18 protein-coding genes and 1 riboswitch are annotated in these 17,917 nt (G+C 59.2%); of the genes, 4 read left to right on the forward strand and 14 right to left on the reverse strand.

From position 1 onward, the window contains the following. Positions 1-12: 12 nt before the first annotated feature. The 10 genes from cobS to cobD all read right to left on the reverse strand — a co-directional run bounded on the left by cobS (position 13) and on the right by cobD (position 9,973). A complete protein-coding gene (cobS, locus tag FHS19_RS20660; protein WP_246426703.1) occupies positions 13-846 on the reverse strand; it encodes an adenosylcobinamide-GDP ribazoletransferase in 834 nt (277 codons plus the stop codon). Beyond that, the gene (gene cobU / locus FHS19_RS20665; RefSeq protein WP_183583683.1) at positions 843-1,436 is read right to left on the reverse strand and encodes a bifunctional adenosylcobinamide kinase/adenosylcobinamide-phosphate guanylyltransferase; all 594 of its coding nucleotides are present in this window, start codon (positions 1,434-1,436) and stop codon (positions 843-845) included. Before cobU ends, cobS begins: the two co-directional genes overlap by 4 nt. Continuing rightward, positions 1,433-2,503: a nicotinate-nucleotide--dimethylbenzimidazole phosphoribosyltransferase gene (cobT, locus tag FHS19_RS20670; RefSeq protein WP_183583684.1), complete on the reverse strand. Its 1,071-nt coding sequence runs from the start codon at positions 2,501-2,503 to the stop codon at positions 1,433-1,435. Before cobT ends, cobU begins: the two co-directional genes overlap by 4 nt. Before the next feature lie 89 nt (positions 2,504-2,592). Next, positions 2,593-3,378 carry an ABC transporter ATP-binding protein gene (locus tag FHS19_RS20675; RefSeq protein WP_183583685.1) on the reverse strand — a complete coding sequence of 262 codons (786 nt, stop codon included), beginning with the start codon at positions 3,376-3,378 and terminating at the stop codon, positions 2,593-2,595. Beyond that, positions 3,375-4,421, reverse strand: a complete 1,047-nt coding sequence (locus FHS19_RS20680) for a FecCD family ABC transporter permease (RefSeq protein WP_183583686.1) — start codon at positions 4,419-4,421, stop codon at positions 3,375-3,377. Before FHS19_RS20680 ends, FHS19_RS20675 begins: the two co-directional genes overlap by 4 nt. Next, the gene (locus FHS19_RS20685; RefSeq protein ID WP_105446008.1) at positions 4,421-5,434 is read right to left on the reverse strand and encodes an ABC transporter substrate-binding protein; all 1,014 of its coding nucleotides are present in this window, start codon (positions 5,432-5,434) and stop codon (positions 4,421-4,423) included. Before FHS19_RS20685 ends, FHS19_RS20680 begins: the two co-directional genes overlap by 1 nt. 338 nt (positions 5,435-5,772) lie before the next feature. Then, a riboswitch (cobalamin riboswitch) is annotated at positions 5,773-5,991 on the reverse strand. Positions 5,992-6,248: 257 nt separating this feature from the next. Beyond that, positions 6,249-7,034, reverse strand: a complete 786-nt coding sequence (locus FHS19_RS20690) for a histidine phosphatase family protein (protein WP_183583687.1) — start codon at positions 7,032-7,034, stop codon at positions 6,249-6,251. Next, positions 7,019-7,993 carry an adenosylcobinamide-phosphate synthase CbiB gene (cbiB, locus tag FHS19_RS20695; protein WP_183583688.1) on the reverse strand — a complete coding sequence of 325 codons (975 nt, stop codon included), beginning with the start codon at positions 7,991-7,993 and terminating at the stop codon, positions 7,019-7,021. The genes FHS19_RS20690 and cbiB overlap by 16 nt, the downstream gene beginning before the upstream one ends. After that, positions 7,990-8,712, reverse strand: coding sequence for an adenosylcobinamide amidohydrolase (locus FHS19_RS20700; RefSeq protein WP_183583689.1), 723 nt, complete (start codon positions 8,710-8,712; stop codon positions 7,990-7,992). Before FHS19_RS20700 ends, cbiB begins: the two co-directional genes overlap by 4 nt. A 166-nt stretch (positions 8,713-8,878) precedes the next feature. After that, positions 8,879-9,973, reverse strand: a complete 1,095-nt coding sequence (gene cobD / locus FHS19_RS20705; protein ID WP_183583690.1) for a threonine-phosphate decarboxylase CobD — start codon at positions 9,971-9,973, stop codon at positions 8,879-8,881. 172 nt (positions 9,974-10,145) lie between these two features. On the opposite strand from cobD, the gene lplA reads away from it, so the two are divergent. Next, positions 10,146-11,147, forward strand: coding sequence for a lipoate--protein ligase (gene lplA / locus FHS19_RS20710; protein WP_183583691.1), 1,002 nt, complete (start codon positions 10,146-10,148; stop codon positions 11,145-11,147). A gap of 200 nt (positions 11,148-11,347) precedes the next feature. Continuing rightward, positions 11,348-11,812 (forward strand): GNAT family N-acetyltransferase, encoded by a 465-nt coding sequence (locus tag FHS19_RS20715; RefSeq protein WP_183583692.1) that lies wholly within the window; start codon positions 11,348-11,350, stop codon positions 11,810-11,812. Positions 11,813-11,865: 53 nt separating this feature from the next. Here the strand turns inward: FHS19_RS20715 and FHS19_RS20720 are convergent, their stop codons facing one another. Next, on the reverse strand, positions 11,866-12,126 hold the full coding sequence (locus FHS19_RS20720; RefSeq protein WP_183583693.1) for a YqkE family protein: 261 nt from the start codon (positions 12,124-12,126) through the stop codon (positions 11,866-11,868). Between the two features lie 175 nt (positions 12,127-12,301). Here FHS19_RS20720 and FHS19_RS20725 point away from each other — a divergent pair, with 175 nt between their 5' ends. After that, a complete protein-coding gene (locus FHS19_RS20725; protein WP_183583694.1) occupies positions 12,302-13,204 on the forward strand; it encodes a DMT family transporter in 903 nt (300 codons plus the stop codon). A 122-nt stretch (positions 13,205-13,326) separates the two neighbouring features. Continuing rightward, on the forward strand, positions 13,327-14,124 hold the full coding sequence (locus tag FHS19_RS20730; RefSeq protein WP_183583695.1) for a Cof-type HAD-IIB family hydrolase: 798 nt from the start codon (positions 13,327-13,329) through the stop codon (positions 14,122-14,124). Between the two features lie 125 nt (positions 14,125-14,249). Here FHS19_RS20730 and FHS19_RS20735 read toward each other — a convergent pair whose 3' ends face one another. The 3 genes from FHS19_RS20735 to FHS19_RS20745 all read right to left on the reverse strand — a co-directional run bounded on the left by FHS19_RS20735 (position 14,250) and on the right by FHS19_RS20745 (position 17,655). After that, positions 14,250-15,758 carry an alpha-glucosidase/alpha-galactosidase gene (locus tag FHS19_RS20735; RefSeq protein WP_183583696.1) on the reverse strand — a complete coding sequence of 503 codons (1,509 nt, stop codon included), beginning with the start codon at positions 15,756-15,758 and terminating at the stop codon, positions 14,250-14,252. A 141-nt stretch (positions 15,759-15,899) separates the two neighbouring features. After that, complete coding sequence (locus FHS19_RS20740; RefSeq protein WP_246426704.1) at positions 15,900-16,847, reverse strand: AraC family transcriptional regulator; 948 nt, start codon at positions 16,845-16,847, stop codon at positions 15,900-15,902. 31 nt (positions 16,848-16,878) lie between these two features. Then, complete coding sequence (locus FHS19_RS20745; RefSeq protein ID WP_183583697.1) at positions 16,879-17,655, reverse strand: MBL fold metallo-hydrolase; 777 nt, start codon at positions 17,653-17,655, stop codon at positions 16,879-16,881. Positions 17,656-17,917: the final 262 nt, after the last annotated feature.

Genomic DNA, 17,917 nt, shown 5'->3' on the forward strand with positions numbered 1-17,917 from the left:
TCTGCCTCCTTGTCAAAAACGGTAGATAAGTATGGCCAGCACGAGCAGCAGGACGGTCTCAATGCCCTCATTCAACGCGCCGTAAGTGTCGCCTGTTAATCCGCCAAGCTTGGCGTTCATCCGCCGCCCGGCCCACCATCCGGCAGCCCATGCTATCAAGGGAAGCAGCAGCCACGCCAGTCCGGCATGAAGCCAGGTGATGCCTTGAAAGTTCCAGAGCCCGGCAGGACCGTAGGGGAGCAGCGGAGACAATAGCGCCGTGATCAGGGTGAGCCCTGCCGCCAGCAGAAAGGACTCCATGCTCTGCTTCCGGGTCATGCTGTTGAAGTAGCTGCCCGCCAGCCCCTCCTTGCCCCGCGCCATCGGCCAGGAGGCCATCGCATAGACCATGAACCAGCGGCTCCACACCGGCGGCAGCAGCAGAAGCAGCGGCGGAAGACCGCCGAGCAGCAGCGAGTAAATCAGCGATGCCTTGAGCAGCAGAAGCAGCACGCAGGCCATGACGCCCATGGCGCCGACCCGGCTGTCCTTCATGATCTCCAGCATCCGCTCCCGCGAGCGGTAGCTGAGCAGGCCGTCCGCGGTGTCCATCCAGCCGTCGAGATGCAGGCCCCCGGTCAGGCCGACCCACAGGATCAGCATGAGAACGGCGGCAGGAAGCGGTGGAAGCAGATAAGAAGCAGCCGCTCCGCCGATCCAGACGGTCAAGCCGACCCCCAGGCCGACCAGCGGATAGAAGCGCGTGCTCCGGCGGAATAGCTCCGGCGTATAATCCAAGGTTATCTTGACCGGAAAACGGGTCAGAAACTGAAAAGCGGCCGCAGCCGCTTGAACGTACATTTTCATAAGTGGTACTCCCTGCTCTTGAGCTCGATCGGAATGCCGGCCGTCACCAGAAAGACCTGGTCGCTGACGGCTGCCACCTTCCGGTTCAAGATGCCTGCGTAATCGCGGAACACCCGGCCCAGCCGGTATTCCGGCACGATGCCGTCGCCGACCTCATTGGTGACCAGCACCAGCGGGGCGGGATACGCCTGAATCTGCTCTACGAGCTGGTTGATGGCCACCATGAGGCGCGGCTCCATATCCTTCTCGCCCTCCAGTGCCAGGAGCGTGTTGGACAGCCACAGGGTCAGGCAGTCCACCAGCACGGCAGGTACGCGATCCTCCGTGGATGAAGCATCACCAGCGGAATCAGTCCGTGCCGTGCGCAGCACCTGAAGCAGCTCCGCCAGCCGCAGCGGCTCCTCCCGGGTCTCCCAGGGATACGCCGCTTCGGTGCGCTGCTGCCGATGGAGGGCGATCCGCTCCTCCATCTCCCGGTCAAAGGCCTGCGCCGTCGCCACGTACACCGCCTGCCCCGCGTGGGCCATCATCCAGCGCTCCGCAAAGGAGCTCTTGCCGCTGCGGGCGCCGCCCGTTACGAGTACGCTCACTCGGACGTCACCGCCTCGCCGCCGGAGATGCCGGCGCTTTCGAAGGTGGCCATCTCGCGCACGATGCGGCACGCCGCGTCCACCAGCGTCAGGCCGAGCACGCCGCCGGTGCCTTCGCCGACGCGCATGTCCAGATCAAGCATCGGCGCCAGCCCGAGCCCCTGCAGCAGCAGGCGGTGCCCCTGCTCATGCGAGGCATGGGACGCGATCATGTATTCCGCGGCCAGCGGGCAGACCGCCCGCGCCAGCAGAGCGGCGGCGCTCGAAATGAACCCGTCGATGACCACGGGGCATCGATGGGCGGCGGCGCCGAGGATGACGCCGGCCAGGCCGCCGATTTCGAGCCCGCCGACCTTGGCGAGCACATCGACCGGGTCGGCCGCGTCCGGCGCGTTGACGGCGAGCGCCTTCTCGATGACGCCGATCTTATGAAGCAGGCGCTCGTCGGTCAGGCCCGTCCCGCGCCCGGCCGCCTCCTTGACCGGCGTGCCGGTCAGCGCGCACATGACGGCCGAGCTGGCCGTCGTGTTGCCGATGCCCATTTCGCCGGTGACAAAGATGCGGACGCCCTCGGCCACCGCTTCCTCGACAACAGCGATGCCGGTCAGGATCGACTGCTCCGCTTCCTCGCGGGTCATCGCCGGTCCCTTGGCCATATTGGCCGTCCCGTACCGTACCTTACGGGACACGAGCTGCGGATGGGCCAGGTCGCTCTTCACCCCGATGTCGACGCAGACGATGTCCGCGCCGGCCAGCCGCGACAGCACGTTAACCGCCGCGCCTCCGGCGAGAAAATTGAGGATCATCTGCGGCGTCACTTCCTGCGGGAAGGCGCTGACGCCTTCTTCGCACACACCGTGGTCCGCGGCCATGATGATGACCTGTTTGCGCTCGAACAGCGGCTTCGTCTCGCCGGTTATGCCGGCCAGACGGATCGCCAGCGACTCCAGCTTGCCAAGGCTGCCCGGCGGTACTGTCAGGTTGGCGATATGACCTGCCGCCTCCTTCGACGCGGCCTCATCCAGAGGCTGGATCCGCTCCACGTACTGCTTCAAAAGTTCGTTCATCTTGAATCTACTCCCTCTCTCGTAAAACTGCCCTCTAACACGATCAATTCACGGCCCGTTCACTTTCCGCACCCGCTCTCCGGGCTGCTCTAATCCTCCCGCTGCCTGGTCACCAGTACCTGAGGAATGCCGCTGACCGGATGGGGAACGATCACCGGCTCAATGCCGTATACCAGACGGATCGTTTCCTCGGTCAGCATGTCTTCCGGCGTTCCCATGCCGACCGCCTGCCCGTCCCTTAATACCAGCAGTTTATCACAAAACTGCGCCGCCAGGTTCAAATCATGCAGGACGGCGACGACCGTAATGCCCTCTTCCTTCCGCCACTGCGCCACCAGCTCCATGAACTGGTGCTGGTAACGGATGTCCAAGTACGTCGTCGGCTCGTCAAGCAGCAGAATCCGCGGCTCCTGTGCCATCACTTTGCCAAGGGCGACGCGCTGGCGCTGCCCGCCGCTCAGCTCATCCAGCGGGCGATCCGCAAGCGCGTGCAGCTGCAGCTTCTCCATAATGCTCTCGATCAAGGCGTCAGAATCGCCGCCTTCGTCCCGGCCGAGCCAATCCTGATACGGGTAACGTCCCATCTCCAGCACCTCCCTGACCGGATAATGGACAGGAGGAAGGCCGTCCTGCTGGAGAACGGCCATCATGCGGGAGAGGATTTTCCGGTTATAGGCAGAGGCAGGTTTGCCGTGAATCAGCACCTCGCCGCTGCTGGCCTTCTCCACGCCGGAGACCAGCTGAAGCAGCGTCGACTTGCCGCTGCCGTTCGGCCCGATAATCCCCCACCATTCGCCTTCCTGAACCGACCAGTTGAGGCCGCGGAGAGCTGTGATCCCGCCATACTGTTTCCCTGCTTCCCTGATCTCGATCATGTCCATCTCCCCTTCCGCTGCTTTTTGTTCCGGTACAGCAAATAGGCAAAAAACGGAGCGCCTACGAAGGCCGTCACTACGCCGAGCGGAATCTCGGTCGGCGCCAGCAGGGAGCGGGCGATCGTGTCGGCCCAGACCATAAAGACGGCCCCACCGATGGCCGACAGTGGAACGATCAGCCGGTAATCAGGGCCGGTGATCAGCCGGATCACATGCGGAATGACGAGTCCGACGAACCCGATAATGCCCGCTACCGATACTGCGGCGGCCGTGAGCAGCGTGCTGACGAGCAGCACCCCCAGCTTCACGCCGTCCACGTTCATCCCCATATGGGCCGCCTGCCGCTCGCCCAGGGACAGCAGATTAAGCGCACGGGCCCGGCTCCAGACCACCACAAATCCCACCAGAAAATACGGCAAAAGGATGGCCGTATACGACCATCCACGCAGGCTGAGGCTGCCCATTGTCCAATATATAATTTCATTGATCGTCCGATTCGACATCGCCGAAAGGAAGGATACGACCGCCCCGAGAAAGGACTGCATCACCACGCCGGACAGAATGAGGCTGTTCGTCGGGATCTTCCCGCTCTCCCTGGCCAAAGAGATGACCATCCACAGCGTCAGCATCCCGGTCACGAAAGCGACCGCAGGCAGTGTCCAGCCGCCGAAAAACGAATACTGCAGCCCGAAAAAGATCAGGAACGACGCGCCTACGGCCGACCCCGAGGAAACCCCGAGCGTAAACGGATCGGCGAGCGGGTTGCGCAGCACACCCTGGAACCCCGATCCGGCCACGGCCAGAGCCGCGCCGACCAGCATGCCGAGCAGAATCCGCGGCAGCCGCACCTTCACGATAATCTGCTCAAACGACGCGTTCCACGTCGGGTCGATATGGCTGCCGATCCATGGAATTCGGTGCAGCAGAATAAGGGCGATGTCCCGGATCGGCAGCGCGACCGAGCCGATCCCCAGACAGATCAGCAGGGTCAGGACGAGCAGGAAGATGCCGATTCCTCCATAGCCTGCCAGCTTTTTGCTCATTATTTGAAGAGGTCCGGATAAATGGCTTTCGCCACTTCCTTCAGGCCCTGCGTGACGCGCGGGCCCGGACGGCTCAGCAGATTGTCGTCAAGACCGATGACCGCATCGTTCTTCACGGCTGTAATCTGGTCCCAGCCGCTGCGGCCTTTAATGATGTCGCCAAGGCTCTTCTTCGTCTTCTCGTCGATGACGCTGTTGGCATACAAAATCACGTCCGGATTGTCCTTGATGATTTTCTCTTCGCTGATTTCGCTCCAGCCCTCGGTGTCCGCCGCCACGTTCACGCCGCCGGCCAGAGTGATCAGCTCATCCATGAACTCGCCCTTGCCGACCGTCCAGCCCGGGGAAAATTCGATGTATACCTTTTTCTTCTGCTCCGGAGTCAATGATTTTACCGCTTCGGTAACCTCGTTCTCCTCCTGCTTCATCTTGTCGACTACCGCTTTGGCTTCCGCCTGATGATCGGTGATGAGGCCGTAGGTCTCGATATTTTTGATGACGTCATCAACCGTTTTCGGATCGGTCTTGAAAATCTGAATGCCGAGGTCGCGCAGCTTCTTCACCGCTTCCTCGCTCATCGAAATACCGGTGAACACGATGTCCGGCTGGGCCGCAATGATCGCTTCCTCGTTCGGCTTGGTGATGCCGCCCATTTTTGCCTTAGACTTGGCCGCTTCCGGGTAATCGTCATAATCGGACACCCCGACGATCTCACTGTCCAGCCCGATCGCAAAGAGCGCCTCCGTCTCGGCTGGAGATACCGAGATGATATGCTTCGGCGCTTCCTTGAAGGTAAAGGATTCTCCGGTCGCATCCTGAATGGTCAGCGGATAGGTTGTTTTCAGTTCGTCTGTCTTTGTCTGCGACGCGCTGTTATCCGTGCTTTGCTCCGTTTGGGCCGCAGGCTGCTGCGAGGCGGAGCTGTCTTCGTTCTTGGCGCCGCAGGCGCTCAGCGATAAGGCCAGCAGCAGCGCCGCGAGGCCTGTGGACCAGCGTTTTAATGTTACGTTCATGATTTCGTTCTCTCCCTCTTTGTCTGTCAAATGATATTCACAAAAGAGGCCTGACCGGTATACGAAAACGGAATAAACCTGACGGAAATGTAAGAGATGCGGCGCTGATACGATGAGCAGGTGTATGGCGCCTGCCGCTCTATTCTTTTCAACTAAAAAACCCTGACTCTTGTTCGATCAAGAATCAGGGATTACGTCTGCACGGAACATCCCGCGGCATCGCCGCGATGGACCGGTGTGCCTTGGCATGCTGCGAAGTCAAGCCAATATTTGCTTGAGCCGCGGCGAAGCATGCGATGTAAAGGGCACGTGAAACGTAATCCTTTCCTCGAAGGACCGTCATTTCTTCTTCTGAGGCAGGTCTCCTGACTCACAGGCTGGGTAACATCATCCCCGCCTTCCCATCCCGCTGCAGCGGCGGAACAGTGGCTTTCTGGGGACATACCTGTTTACAGTGGCGGGACCGTGCCGGAGTTGCACCGGCTTCCCTTTTCACCCGGATCGACGCTCGCTTTATACGGCAGACGGCTTCCGGGACCTCACAAGCACTCCTATTTAATTATCCTGGCCATGCTTCTTTTGTCCTGATTATAGGGGAAAAGCCTGCGGGTGACAATGGAATTTTTGTGTCCAGCACTTGCCGATGTGCATGTCCGGTCGTGTGTCCGAGGGCATATCCAAACTAGGAGGAACAGACGAATCGGGGAGCGACCCCTTGTACGTCGGCGGCCTGAGCTGTTTTGCCGCTTCCTGTTGGCCGGATCGTTGGATCCTGATCAGTCGATGACGACCGTTCCCCCGTTTGTATCCTCTCTCAAGCTTCATTCACCAGGATGCCGTTCCAACTGCCGGTTTCTTCGCTGAAGCTTAGCCGGATCCGCCGTAAACTCCCGGGCTGAACATGAACGTCCCAGAAGGACAGCCCTGGGACGAGGCTAACCGCGAGCTGCCGCAGGACGCCGCCATGGGCGACGATCAGCATCTCCGGCAGAGCCTGCAATTCGGGGCCTGTGTCTTCCGATCCTTCCGATCGGGAAAGGACCGCCTCGCTGTCTTTGCTCCCTTTCGATCCGGAAGGTCTCACCCCGCCAATCTCGATCCCCTTCGATCCGGAAAGCAACCGCCCACTGCCAATCGCGGTCCCGATCGTTTTACTGCATACCTTTTCCACGTCCTTTAGCAGGTTGCCGATAAACCCGTCGATCCTCCCGGCAAAATCTTTCCATGACTCCCCGCCCGGCGGGGTAACCTGCTGTGGCGAATCGATCCACTGCCGGTAAAGAGGCTCATGCTGCAGCTGCTCATAGGTATGCCCTTCCCAGGCGCCAAAGTCCATTTCCCGCAGCCGCGGGTCATACACCGCAGCGTCTGCGTACGCCGGACTGACGATCGCCAGCGTCTCCCGGCAACGGGCCAGGTCGCTGCAGTACACACCGCTGAGCACCTTCCCGGCCAGCTTCCGGGCCAGCGGCGCAAGCTCGTCCCTGCCGCCCGGATCCAGCGGGATATCCGTATGCCCGAGATACCGCTTCTCCCGGTTCCACGGCGTCGTGCCGTGTCGGACCAGCAGCAGATCAGCCTGTCTCACCATCTCGTCCATAAGCTGCCCCCTGCCGCCCACAGCACGGCGATGCCCAGCAGAATGAAGATGACCGATACCGAGATGAGCAGCCGGATCGTCATCGTGATGTCGCGTGCCTCCATCGGGCGCAGCGCCTCGCCCATGTAGGCGCGGAACGAGGCGACGCCGTGGTACACGTTCTCGCCGCCGAGCCGGATGCCGAGCGCGCCCGCCACCGCGGATTCGGGAAAGCCGCTGTTCGGGCTCGGATGCCGGCGTGCGTCCCGGCGCACGGTGCGCCAGGCTCTGGCGGCATCCAGCCGGAGCAGCCAGGCGGATACCACCAGGATGCCTGCGGTGATCCGCGCTGGAATGAAGTTCGCGATGTCATCCAGCCTCGCCGACGCCCAGCCGAGATGCAAATATTTGTCGTTCTTGTAGCCGACCATAGAGTCCAGCGTGTTCACCGCCCGGTAGGCCATCGCCAGGGGCGCGCCGCCGATGATGGCGTAGAACAGCGGCGAAACGACGGCGTCGACGATATTTTCCGCCACCGTTTCGACCGTCCCGCGGACGATCTCCGGCTCGTCCAGGTGGGCTGTGTCCCGGCCGACGATCATGCCGAGCGACTTGCGCGCCTCCGGCAGATCACCGCGCCGCAGATGGCCACGCACTTCCTTGCCGGCATCCTTCAGCCCTTTGACGGCGATCGTCGTGGCGATCAGCACCGCCTCCACAGCCCAGGCCAGCCAAGGATGCACCTTATGAAGCCCCCAGAGCACAAGCCATGTCAGCAGCAGGGAGCCGCCCGCCACGATGACCGGGAGCAGAATTCCCGCTCTCTTGAGTCCTTCCGGGCGGGTGACCCTTGCCCGAATGGCGTTTTCCACCTTTTTGATCGCCTTTCCCATGCCGATGACCGGATGGGGAATCCATCTTGGATCCCCGATGATCCAATCGATAATAAAAGCCGCTGCAAGGATCCATACCGCGGTCATTTCCGCTCGCTCCAGGCCGCCAGCAGACCTTCCTTCACCGTGCCGTATACTGCGCGGCCGATCATCGCGCCGAGGTCGGTCGCAGTGCCCGCATAGCGGTGCAGCCCGGCGAAAGCGGCGCTTTGGCTGACGCCGAGGACGACGGCGTCCGTCGTCGTCCCCGTTGCGATCAGCCCATTGTCTGGGTCGCGCACGTCCAGGTCGGCCAGCGCCGCGGCCTTGGCCTCCACCGCCGTCATGACGGCGTTCAGCATGGCCGACTTCGTCAACTGGCCGTCGATGGCCAGCATAATGTTGATCGTTCCCGGCGTATAGGCCGCGAACGTCCGCCGCTCCGAACCCGCACGGGCCGCGTTGGATACGCCCGCCGTCGTGCAGCAGAACACCGCGGCCTGCTCGTTTTTCTCTTCATGCACCGCCGCATGGCGCAGCTGGACTGCCGTCAGCAGCCCTGCCGTCGTCTCCAGCGGGTATCCCCACGCCGTGAGCCATTCCTCCGCGTCGCGAACGGGGTCGCTGCAGTCGTACGTCCGGTCCACGTACATATTCGTCACCCGCTGCAGCCTGCTCATGCCGCCTCCGTGAATGGAGCTTCCGATGCTGTCCAGCAGCTCCGGCGCCTCAAGCAGCAAATGCCGCCCTTTCCGCGTCAGCACGAGCCCAGGCCACACGGTGGAACGGTATGTATCCTGCAATCCGTCCATAAATGGTGTCGTCATCGCTTCTTATCCCCCATATCGATCTTGTGTTTATACGGCATCCGAAATTCAGTCCGCAAAGGATGTGCCCATCCCGCGCCAGCGCCTTTCCGGCATAGCGGCCGTACCAGCCATTGCCGCTTATGCCTGCACAGTCTGTCTGTCCTTTCGTGAAGATCAGTGCAGATCATTCCGCCCGGCTGGCGAGCACGTCGCCAAGCACGGCAAGCAGCCGTGCGTTGGCGTCCGCTCCCTTCACCGCAAACCGGACATGTCCCGGCCCCAGGCCCGGGTACATGGCGCAGCTGCGGATCAGGACGCCGCGAAGCCCGAGCTCGCGCTGCAGCTCCCCGGCACTCCACGGTGCCGGCAGGTCCGCGAGCAGGAAGTTGGCTTCGCCGCCGCTCACGCGGCAGCCCAGGTCCCGCAGGCCAGCCATCAGGCGGGCGCGCTCTGCGGTAATCAGCTCCAGCGTCTCGCGCTCATGCGCCTCGCCGCCCTCGAGGCAAAATTCACCGGCGAGCAGGGCCAAGCCGTTGACGCTCCACGTCACCTGCTTGCCCGTCATCGCCCGGATCACGTCCGGATGAGCGGCCGCATAGCCCAGCCGCAGGCCCGGAATGGCATAAAACTTCGTCATCGAGCGGACCAGGATCGTCCGCGGAAACCGCTCCAGCTCCAGCAGCAGCGTCATCCGCCGCCCTTCCGGGATGAAGTCGATGAACGCCTCGTCGACGACGAAATAGGTCCGGGTCCGCTCCGCCTCGGCCGCCAATTCCCGGATCTCTTCAAGCGGATACTGCACGCCGTTCGGATTGTTCGGCTGTCCCAGAAAGAGCAGGTCCACTTTTTTCATCAGTCCGGCAATGTCCGAGACCTCAGCTCTCCAGTCACGCTCCCGGCTGCCGAACACGGCGTGCACCTCGGCGCCGAACTGCTCCGACAGCTGCCGGTACTCCGAAAAGCAGGGCTGCACGATCCCGACCTTCGAGGGCGCCAGTCCCAGCAGAAGGAGCGCCATCGATTCCGCCGCCCCGTTGCCGATGCTTAAATGTTCCGGCCCAACGCCCAGTTTGCGGGACAGCAGCGCTTTTAGGCGGCGGTGTCCCGGATCCGGATAGCGAAGGATGGAAGGCAGCGCCTGTTCCAGCTTTGCCATGACGCCTTCCGGCGGACCCAGCGGGTTGATGTTGGCGCTGAAATCCAGAAAGGACGCCGGATCGCCACCGTACAATTCCGACGCGCTCTCCAGATCCCCGCCATGTCCGTATCGTTCCAGCATATGTATTTCCCCCCCTGCAGTTCTCTATCTTGAATCGCTTGCGAATGACCCCATTATTACGCCAAATTTCGGTGCGCGTCAATTCGGTTTTCGCTTTTGTTTCTTGTCCGCAATTGGTTTACAATAGACGAGGAACCGAATTAATTAAGGCCTTTTAACGGAGGAATCAAACATGCTGTTTATCGATAACCAGGGAATTACCGACCCTGCCGTCAATCTCGCGATTGAAGAATTCGCCCTTAAGCATCTGCCTATGGACGACAGCTACCTGCTGTTTTATATTAACCGTCCTTCGATCATTATCGGTAAACATCAGAACACGATCGAGGAGATCAACCAGGAATACGTGAAAGATCACGATATCAAGGTCGTTCGCCGGCTTTCCGGCGGCGGCGCGGTGTACCACGACCTCGGCAACCTCAATTTCAGTTTCATCACTAAGGACGACGGTCAATCGTTCCACAATTTCCTGAAGTTCACCCAGCCGGTGATCGACGCGCTGCAGCATATGGGTGTGAACGCGGAGTTAAGCGGACGCAACGACCTGCAAGTCGGGGAGCGGAAGATTTCAGGTAACGCCCAGTTCTCGACGCGGGGCCGGATGTTCAGCCACGGCACGCTCATGTTCAACCTGAATCTGGACGATGTTCAGGCTTCCCTGAACGCCAATCCGGAGAAATTCAAGTCGAAGAGCACCAAGTCCGTACGCAGCCGCGTCGCCAACATCAGCGAGCTGATGAACCAAAAGATGACGATCGAGGAGTTCCGCTCCGAGCTGCTCCGCTACATTTTCGGCATGGAAGCAAGCGAAGTGCCGCAGTACAAGCTGACGGAAGCCGACTGGGAGATCATTAACCAAATTTCCAAGGACCGGTATCAGAACTGGGAGTGGAATTACGGGCAGTCTCCGCAGTCCAACGTCAAGCATACGAAGCGTTTCCCGGTCGGCATTATCGACATCCGGATGGACATCAAGGACGCACGGATTCAGGACATCAAAATTTACGGCGACTTTTTCGGCGTCGGCGATGTGGCGGATATTGAAGACCGTTTGCGCGGCAAGCGCTATGAAGAGTCCGAAGTCCGGGAAGCCCTCGCGGACATCGACGTGAAGCATTATTTCGGGAATATCGTGACGGACGACCTGATCGGTCTGATCTTTTTGGAAGAATAGTCCGCTTCGGAATTCGTTCGGAATTCGTTCGGCATACTGATACGGTATACAGCAAAGAGAGAGGTACCCTGAACTTGATGGGCCTCTCTTTTTTTCGTTCGAGCCTCTTCCATTCTATGCTATAATCGGCTGCAAAAGCTTGCGGACGGGTACCGATTCGCTCACCCTCAGGCCGCTATGAACGGAGGTCAGGTTTTTCCATGAAAATCAGGCCGATCCTTGAGACCGACTATGACCGCGTGATCCCGGTCGTCAACGACTGGTGGGGCGGACGCCAAATGACTCATTTGCTGCCGAAGCTGTTTTTCGAACATTTTCAACAGACCAGCTTTGTGATGGAAGAAAAAGAGAATGGAGAACTTGTCGCCTTCCTGATCGGTTTCCAGTCCCAGACGCATCCGAACGAGGCGTATATCCATTTTGTCGGCGTCCATCCGGATTATCGCAAGCAGGGCACGGCCCGGACGCTGTATGAGCTGTTTTTTGAAAAGGTCCTTCTGCTCGGCTGCGATACGGTGCGCTGCATTACCTCGGCTGTGAACGAAACGTCCATTAAATTTCACACCCGCATGGGCTTTAAGCTGACGATGGCTAAAGACTATGCAGGTCCCGGGCAAGATTACATCTTATTTGAAAAGATGCTGCATATAGACAGTGAAAAATAAGCACACAAAAAGCTGCCGCTAACCGGCAGCTTTTCTTTTTAGATTTCATTTTTTCATTTATATTTACGCCAGTCCATGCTGCTGTTCTCCAGCAGATGTTCAAAATCGTTATCCAGGCGCTTCTGTTCCGCTTTGCGCGCTTCGGCCGCTTGTCTCTCCTGCTCTTCCTTCTGCTTCTGCTGCTCCGCCTTCAGATCGCTGGACTGCTGCTTCAGCTTCTCCAGCACCTCGCTGCTCAGGAGATCCTTCAGCGTCGCCGGTTTATCCGAGACTTGCGGCTTGCTCGGGGCTTGGTTTCGGTTCTTCTTAGCCATCGTATCATCTCCGTTTCCACCCACATTATAGCAGGTTTCCCAGGCTCCGTCATGCCCTGGAACCGCCCTTCCGGCCTTTTTGATCCTTGTTCTCCCGCCGGTTTTACGTTACAATTTGGTCGCTTGCCTGTATTGCGCAGGCCGATCGTACGAACCGTGAAAGGAATGACATCATTTGAACCGCTCCCGTATTGCCGACCTCAGTCTGCTCATCGTGGCGATGATGTGGGGATGTACCTTTTTGATCGTGCAGCATGCGGTCCGGGTCCTGCCTCCTCTGGCCTTCAACGGCATCCGCTTCTTGGGTGCTGCGGTGCTGCTGGCCCTGATCATTACGTTCTTCTACCGCAGCCAGTGGCGGGACATTTCCGGCAGGATGCTGCTCCACTCGTGCCTGCTGGGCCTTTTTTTGTTTCTGGGCTATGCCTTTCAAACCGTGGGACTGCTGTACACGACTACTTCGAACGCCGGTTTTATCACCGGCTTGTCCGTCGTGTTTGTTCCGTTTCTGGCACTCCTGCTGCTGAAAAGCCCCATTTCCCGTTATACGTGGATCAGCGCGCTGCTGGCCGCCGCCGGCTTGTACCTGCTGGCCTTCGCCGGCACCGCCCTTTCACTGAACAAAGGCGACTTTCTCATCTTCCTGTGCGCAGTCGCGTTCGCTCTGCATGTCGCGTATACGGGCGTGTTTGCGCCCCGCTATTCCGCGCTGCCCCTGGCTGCGATGCAGATGGCTGTTGTTGGGCTGCTCAGCATCTTCTCTTCGCTGCTGTTCGAGGATGTGGGCCCGTTGACGCAGGTGGCGGATCGTCTGCTGAAGCCGGAAGTAATCTGGGCGCTGCTAGTGTCGATCGGTCCGACCAGCGCGTTTGCCTTTTGGATTCAAACCGTGTGCCAGAAATATACGAACCCGTCGCGGGTTGCCGTTATTTTTGCCATGGAACCGGTCTTTGCGGCATTGACGGGCGTCACCTTCGGCGGAGAGGTGCTGGGCGCCGCGGCGGGACTGGGATGTATTTGTATTTTTGCCGGAATGATCCTCGCGGAATTGAAATCTGCCCCGCGTGAGGTACAATGATAGGAGCCATACTGTGCAGGAACGTTTAGAGAGTTGCCCTTCCTGCGATAGAGAGAACATGGACAAGCCGTTCTGCGCCCTTATAGGCAGAGAGGTTCGCCATGACCAAAGGAGAGAGAACCATGTACAAATTGATCGCGATCGACATCGACGATACTCTGATTAACGACGATAAAGAGGTGACCCCGGGCACCCAGCAGGCGCTGGAGCAGGCGGTCGCCAAAGACGTAGTCGTCACGCTGGCCACGGGCCGGGCCTATGCCTCCGCCCAAGCCATTGCCCGTCAAACGGGGCTGAACGTGCCGATCATTACGTACCAAGGGGCGCTCGTCAAAAACCTGATGGACGAAAAAGTGCTTTACGAGCGCTACGTGCCGAAGGATGCGGGCTACAAGCTGTTCCAGTACTGCATCGAGCATAACCTTCATTTGCAAGTTTATATTGACGACAAGCTGTACGCCCGCGAAGAAAACCAGAAGCTGAAGGATTACAGCGAATTGAACCGTACGCCTTACTATATCGAGCCGGATTTTGAAAAGCTGATCGCCCAGAAAACGCCGAAAATGCTCATCATCGACGATCCAGCCTACCTGGATCAGCTGATCCCGATTCTGCGCGACCTGCTGGGAGACGAAGTGCACATTACCAAATCGAAGCCGCACTTCCTTGAAATCATGCACCGCGAAGGCACAAAAGGCCACGCCCTCACCTTCCTCGCCGGCCACTTTGGCTGCGACATGTCCGAGACGATCGCCATCGGCGATTCCTGGAACGACCATGAGATGCTGGAAGCGGCAGGTCTGGGCATTGCGATGGGCAACGCCATCCAGGCGCTGAAGGACATCGCCAATTATGTGACGTTAAGCAACAACGACGAAGGCGTGAAGGCCGCGATCGAGAAGTTCGTGCTGAACGTATAATTCGGTCGAATATTTAGAGATAGGCAAGATCTAAAAAAGACAGCTGCGAATCAGGATCACCGATCCTTGCTCGCGAGCTGTCTTTTCGTTTGCCGGCTGGGTTCTACCAGCTGTTGGTTTACAGTTTACTGAACCGCCTTGGCCCGGTCCTTGCCTTTATCCGATTCGCCGGCGTTTTTGTTCGCGGCTTCCCGGTCCTGCTGCATTTCCTCTACCGTCTTGACCTTAAGGCGAGCCGCTCCGCGGTAGCCTTCCCGGGTCGGAATCAGATTGCCGGAAGCCAGACGGACCGACGCCTCGGCGATGGCATCCCCGTATTGCGGGAGCCACTGCTCCTGTGCGACGAGCATTTCGTCGACCATCTGCCAAATTTCGTTCGGGTTGCACACCGCGCCGACCAGCGGGTCCATCATAAACGCCTGGCGGAGGAGCTTATCGTCGCCATGCACTGCTGCTTCCACTGCCAGCCGCTGCACGGAAATGCTCGCATTGCAGACCGCTGCCGGTCCGAGCGGCAGATCCCCAACCACCGGCATGGAGATGCCGTTGCGGTCGACGTATCCCGGCGCCTCGATGATCGCGTCATCCGGCAGGTTGGTGATCACTCCGTTGTTGACCACGTTGAAATGTCCACGGTACACCCGCCCCGTTTCCAGGCCCTCGATAATGTATGAGCCATGCTCATGGCTGCGCTTGTCCTGCTTGTATTCGAAAGGCTTCTCCTTCATCCAGTTGGGAAAGTCAGTCTCAAACCAGTTGCGCCCTTCCGTGCAGACGCGAAGGTATCCTCCGGTCTCCCCGTTGATCCAGCTGCCGAGGTCGATCCAGTCGTTGATTTCGTCGGCCCGCTTGCGGTACCACGGCACATACTCGCTCAGATGGCCGTTCGATTCCGTGCTGTAATAGCCGAAGCGGCGCAGCATGTCGATCCGTACCTTTTCCGTCCGGCTGAAATCCGGATGCTTCTCGAACGCTTCCAGCAGCTTGCCGGTCAGGTCCTCCCCGTTATGGCGGATCTGGATATACCAGGTCTGGTGGTTGATGCCCGCGCAGATGATATCCACTTCTTCCTGCTTCAGGCCAAAAGCTTCAGCAATCTGCCAGTGGCCGCCCTGCACCCCATGGCACAGTCCGACCGTGCGGACCCCGCCGTACTTGTTGCAGGCCCACGTAAGCATCGCCATCGGATTGGCGTAGTTCAGCAGCAGCACATCCTTGGACGCCATTTCGCGGATGTCCTTGCAAATGTTCAGCATCTCGGCGATGCCGCGCTGTCCGTACATGATACCGCCTGCGCACAGCGTGTCGCCAACGCATTGATCGACGCCGTATTTCAGCGGAATGTCCACATCCGTCGCGAACGCCTCCAAGCCGCCCACGCGGATCGTACAGATAACGTATTTGGCATCCTTCAGCGCCTCGCGGCGGTCCGTCGTCGCGTGAATGTGAATGTCCAGCCCGTTCTCCCGAATGTCCCGCTGGCACAGCTCGGTTACCATGTCCAGGTTGTGCGGATTGATGTCCGTAAAAGCAACTTCCACGTTATGAAATTCCGGAACGGACAACAGGTCGCGCAGCAGTCCGCGGGTAAAGCCGATGCTTCCCGCCCCGATAAAAGCAATTTTAAATGACACGGCAAAAACCGCCTCCCTCAAGAATAGTCGCCAGGTTCACCCTGATACAGGTATTGTAGCAACCCTTCTTGGGAAAACGTTATCAAATTCATGACCTCTTTGCCGGAAAAGTGTCAACGATTCTCACTTTTTAGATTTGGGTTAGTTCACGTCCCGGGAATCCACGTACCCTGCGATCCGGGAAGCCTTCCGGTACTCGACCGGCGTCTGGCCGGTATGCTTCTTGAACATCAGATGCAGATACTGGCGGCTGCCGATCCCCACATAATCCGCGATATCCGCCACCGGAATTTCCGTCTGCCGCAGGAGCATCGCCGTTTTGTCCATCCGGTAGGCATTCAGGTATTCCATGATCGACATGCCTGTCTTCTGCTTGAATACCCGTTGTAAATACCCGGGGTGAAGCCGGACATGCTCGGCGGCGTCTTTTACCTGGATGCTGCGGTCATAGTTCTGATACAGGTACTCGATGCACTGCCGCACGTACATGCTCTGCGTATCGGGACCGGCCTCCACGAATTCCTGATGCAGCCGGGCGATCCGGATCAACAGCTCGGCAAGCATCAACTGCGGCATCAGCTCCTGTCCGGATTCGGCGGCGTCCAGCTCGAGAACGAGATTTTTCAGCAGCTGATGCACGTCATGAAACTCCCTCAGAACCACATAGGGAGCCGGGTTCCGGAACAGCGCCGCCAGCGCCTCCTCTCCCTCGGCCAGCTGCTTCGTCGACGGCAGCACCCCATCCCGCTCGACAAAGCGGAATTCGATGTTGAGCATCCGGCAGCGCCCTGTCACTAACAAACGATGGGGTACGGTTCCGTCCAGCAGGATAAAGCCGCCCTTGGTCAGATGCACGACCGCCTCGTTTTCGTCAGACGGCTTCACCCCGACCGAGCAGTTCCCGTCCATGACATACATGATTTCGGAGGATTCATGGGTATGCAGGGCCATGTCAAAACCGTTCCACTCTTTAAAATAGTAGGCGCTCACCTCCGGACGGCAGTCCGCCAGCATCAGCTTGTCGGGAAATAATCCGCCGAGCCCACGGCCGTCCAGTTCGCTGCCATTCCATCCGCCGGCGTTTGCCATGAATGCCAACCTCCCTTTTTTCCCTTAACGGTCAGCCCAACTCAACCTTCATCCCGGCCACGGCTAACGTCACCTGCGGAGGAAGCGGATAAGGCCGGTTCAGGTCGATATCATGCGACATATGCGTGTAGAACGTTCGCAGCGGCTTCACCTCTTGCAGCAGCTCTGCCGCTTCCTTCATATCGTACACGGACCGGGTAGGATAAGGCGCCTTCTCATGGAAAAAGCTCGTCCCGAGCACCAGCAGATCCAGGTCGTGCAGCGGCCTTTTCTCCTCCTCGTTCAGACCGATGGAATCCGAGCAGTACACCCAGCGGAAGCCGGGTTTCTCCAGCCGGTATGCATAGGCATAACCGTTCGCGCCATGCGTCACCTTCCAGGTGGTGATGTTCCAGCCCCCAAGCTCGATTCCATCGTTCGCGGGAATCATTTGAAGCTGCCGGTGGATCCACGGAAACTGCCGCTGAATTTGGTCGAGCACCTCCTGCGGGGCATACAGCTCCCCTTTGGCGTGACGCCAGCGGCATTCATCCGCCCACTCCGGCAGTCCGCCGATATGGTCAAAATGCGCATGCGTCACCAGCATCCGTACCGTCGCCCGCTGCCCGATCGCCTCCATCTGGCTGCGCCAATCCGGCCCGCAATCGATGAGAAAGCTGCCGCCTTCCTCCTGCCCTTGGACGAGCACCGAAGAACGCAAGCGGCGGTTCATCCCCGTTGTCCGGGCCTCTTCGCACACTTCGCAGCTGCAGTACACGCGCGGAACCCCCATTGCGTCCCCGGTTCCCAAAAAGATCAATGCGTCCATTGCGTCGGTCATCTCCTTATTTTCCTATGTATGTAGGGTGGTGGTTATATTCCTGGTCCATTACAGCTATGATACCATATTCGACTTTCCGAGAGTTCTCGGTCCAGAGACCGACTTCAAAATCATTCCAGCGGCGATTTTTGCCGGCCCTTTATTCGAGTACACTGAGATTAAAGCTGCGAACGACGGACGCATCAGGCACCGCTGTTAAAACTGCCCCCTGACCGGCGCAAGCCGGACACGGATGATCGGATGAACCGCA

Source organism: Paenibacillus rhizosphaerae, assembly GCF_014192015.1.
In the GTDB taxonomy this organism is placed as follows: Bacteria; Bacillota; Bacilli; order Paenibacillales; family Paenibacillaceae; genus Paenibacillus_AQ; species Paenibacillus_AQ rhizosphaerae.

Bases quoted from the DNA above. Each gene is read 5' to 3' on its own strand.
- FHS19_RS20715 (WP_183583692.1), top strand. From the start codon at position 11,348: ATGAAAATCAGGCCGATCCTTGAGACCGACTATGACCGCGTGATCCCG.
- cobT (WP_183583684.1), bottom strand. From the start codon at position 2,503: ATGAACGAACTTTTGAAGCAGTACGTGGAGCGGATCCAGCCTCTGGAT.
- FHS19_RS20685 (WP_105446008.1), bottom strand. From the start codon at position 5,434: ATGAACGTAACATTAAAACGCTGGTCCACAGGCCTCGCGGCGCTGCTG.
- FHS19_RS20740 (WP_246426704.1), bottom strand. From the start codon at position 16,847: ATGGCAAACGCCGGCGGATGGAATGGCAGCGAACTGGACGGCCGTGGG.
- FHS19_RS20730 (WP_183583695.1), top strand. From the start codon at position 13,327: ATGTACAAATTGATCGCGATCGACATCGACGATACTCTGATTAACGAC.
- FHS19_RS20745 (WP_183583697.1), bottom strand. From the start codon at position 17,655: ATGGACGCATTGATCTTTTTGGGAACCGGGGACGCAATGGGGGTTCCG.
- FHS19_RS20675 (WP_183583685.1), bottom strand. From the start codon at position 3,378: ATGATCGAGATCAGGGAAGCAGGGAAACAGTATGGCGGGATCACAGCT.
- cobD (WP_183583690.1), bottom strand. From the start codon at position 9,973: ATGCTGGAACGATACGGACATGGCGGGGATCTGGAGAGCGCGTCGGAA.
- cobS (WP_246426703.1), bottom strand. From the start codon at position 846: ATGAAAATGTACGTTCAAGCGGCTGCGGCCGCTTTTCAGTTTCTGACC.
- cbiB (WP_183583688.1), bottom strand. From the start codon at position 7,993: ATGACCGCGGTATGGATCCTTGCAGCGGCTTTTATTATCGATTGGATC.
- FHS19_RS20700 (WP_183583689.1), bottom strand. From the start codon at position 8,712: ATGACGACACCATTTATGGACGGATTGCAGGATACATACCGTTCCACC.
- FHS19_RS20720 (WP_183583693.1), bottom strand. From the start codon at position 12,126: ATGGCTAAGAAGAACCGAAACCAAGCCCCGAGCAAGCCGCAAGTCTCG.
- FHS19_RS20690 (WP_183583687.1), bottom strand. From the start codon at position 7,034: ATGGACGAGATGGTGAGACAGGCTGATCTGCTGCTGGTCCGACACGGC.
- FHS19_RS20680 (WP_183583686.1), bottom strand. From the start codon at position 4,421: ATGAGCAAAAAGCTGGCAGGCTATGGAGGAATCGGCATCTTCCTGCTC.
- lplA (WP_183583691.1), top strand. From the start codon at position 10,146: ATGCTGTTTATCGATAACCAGGGAATTACCGACCCTGCCGTCAATCTC.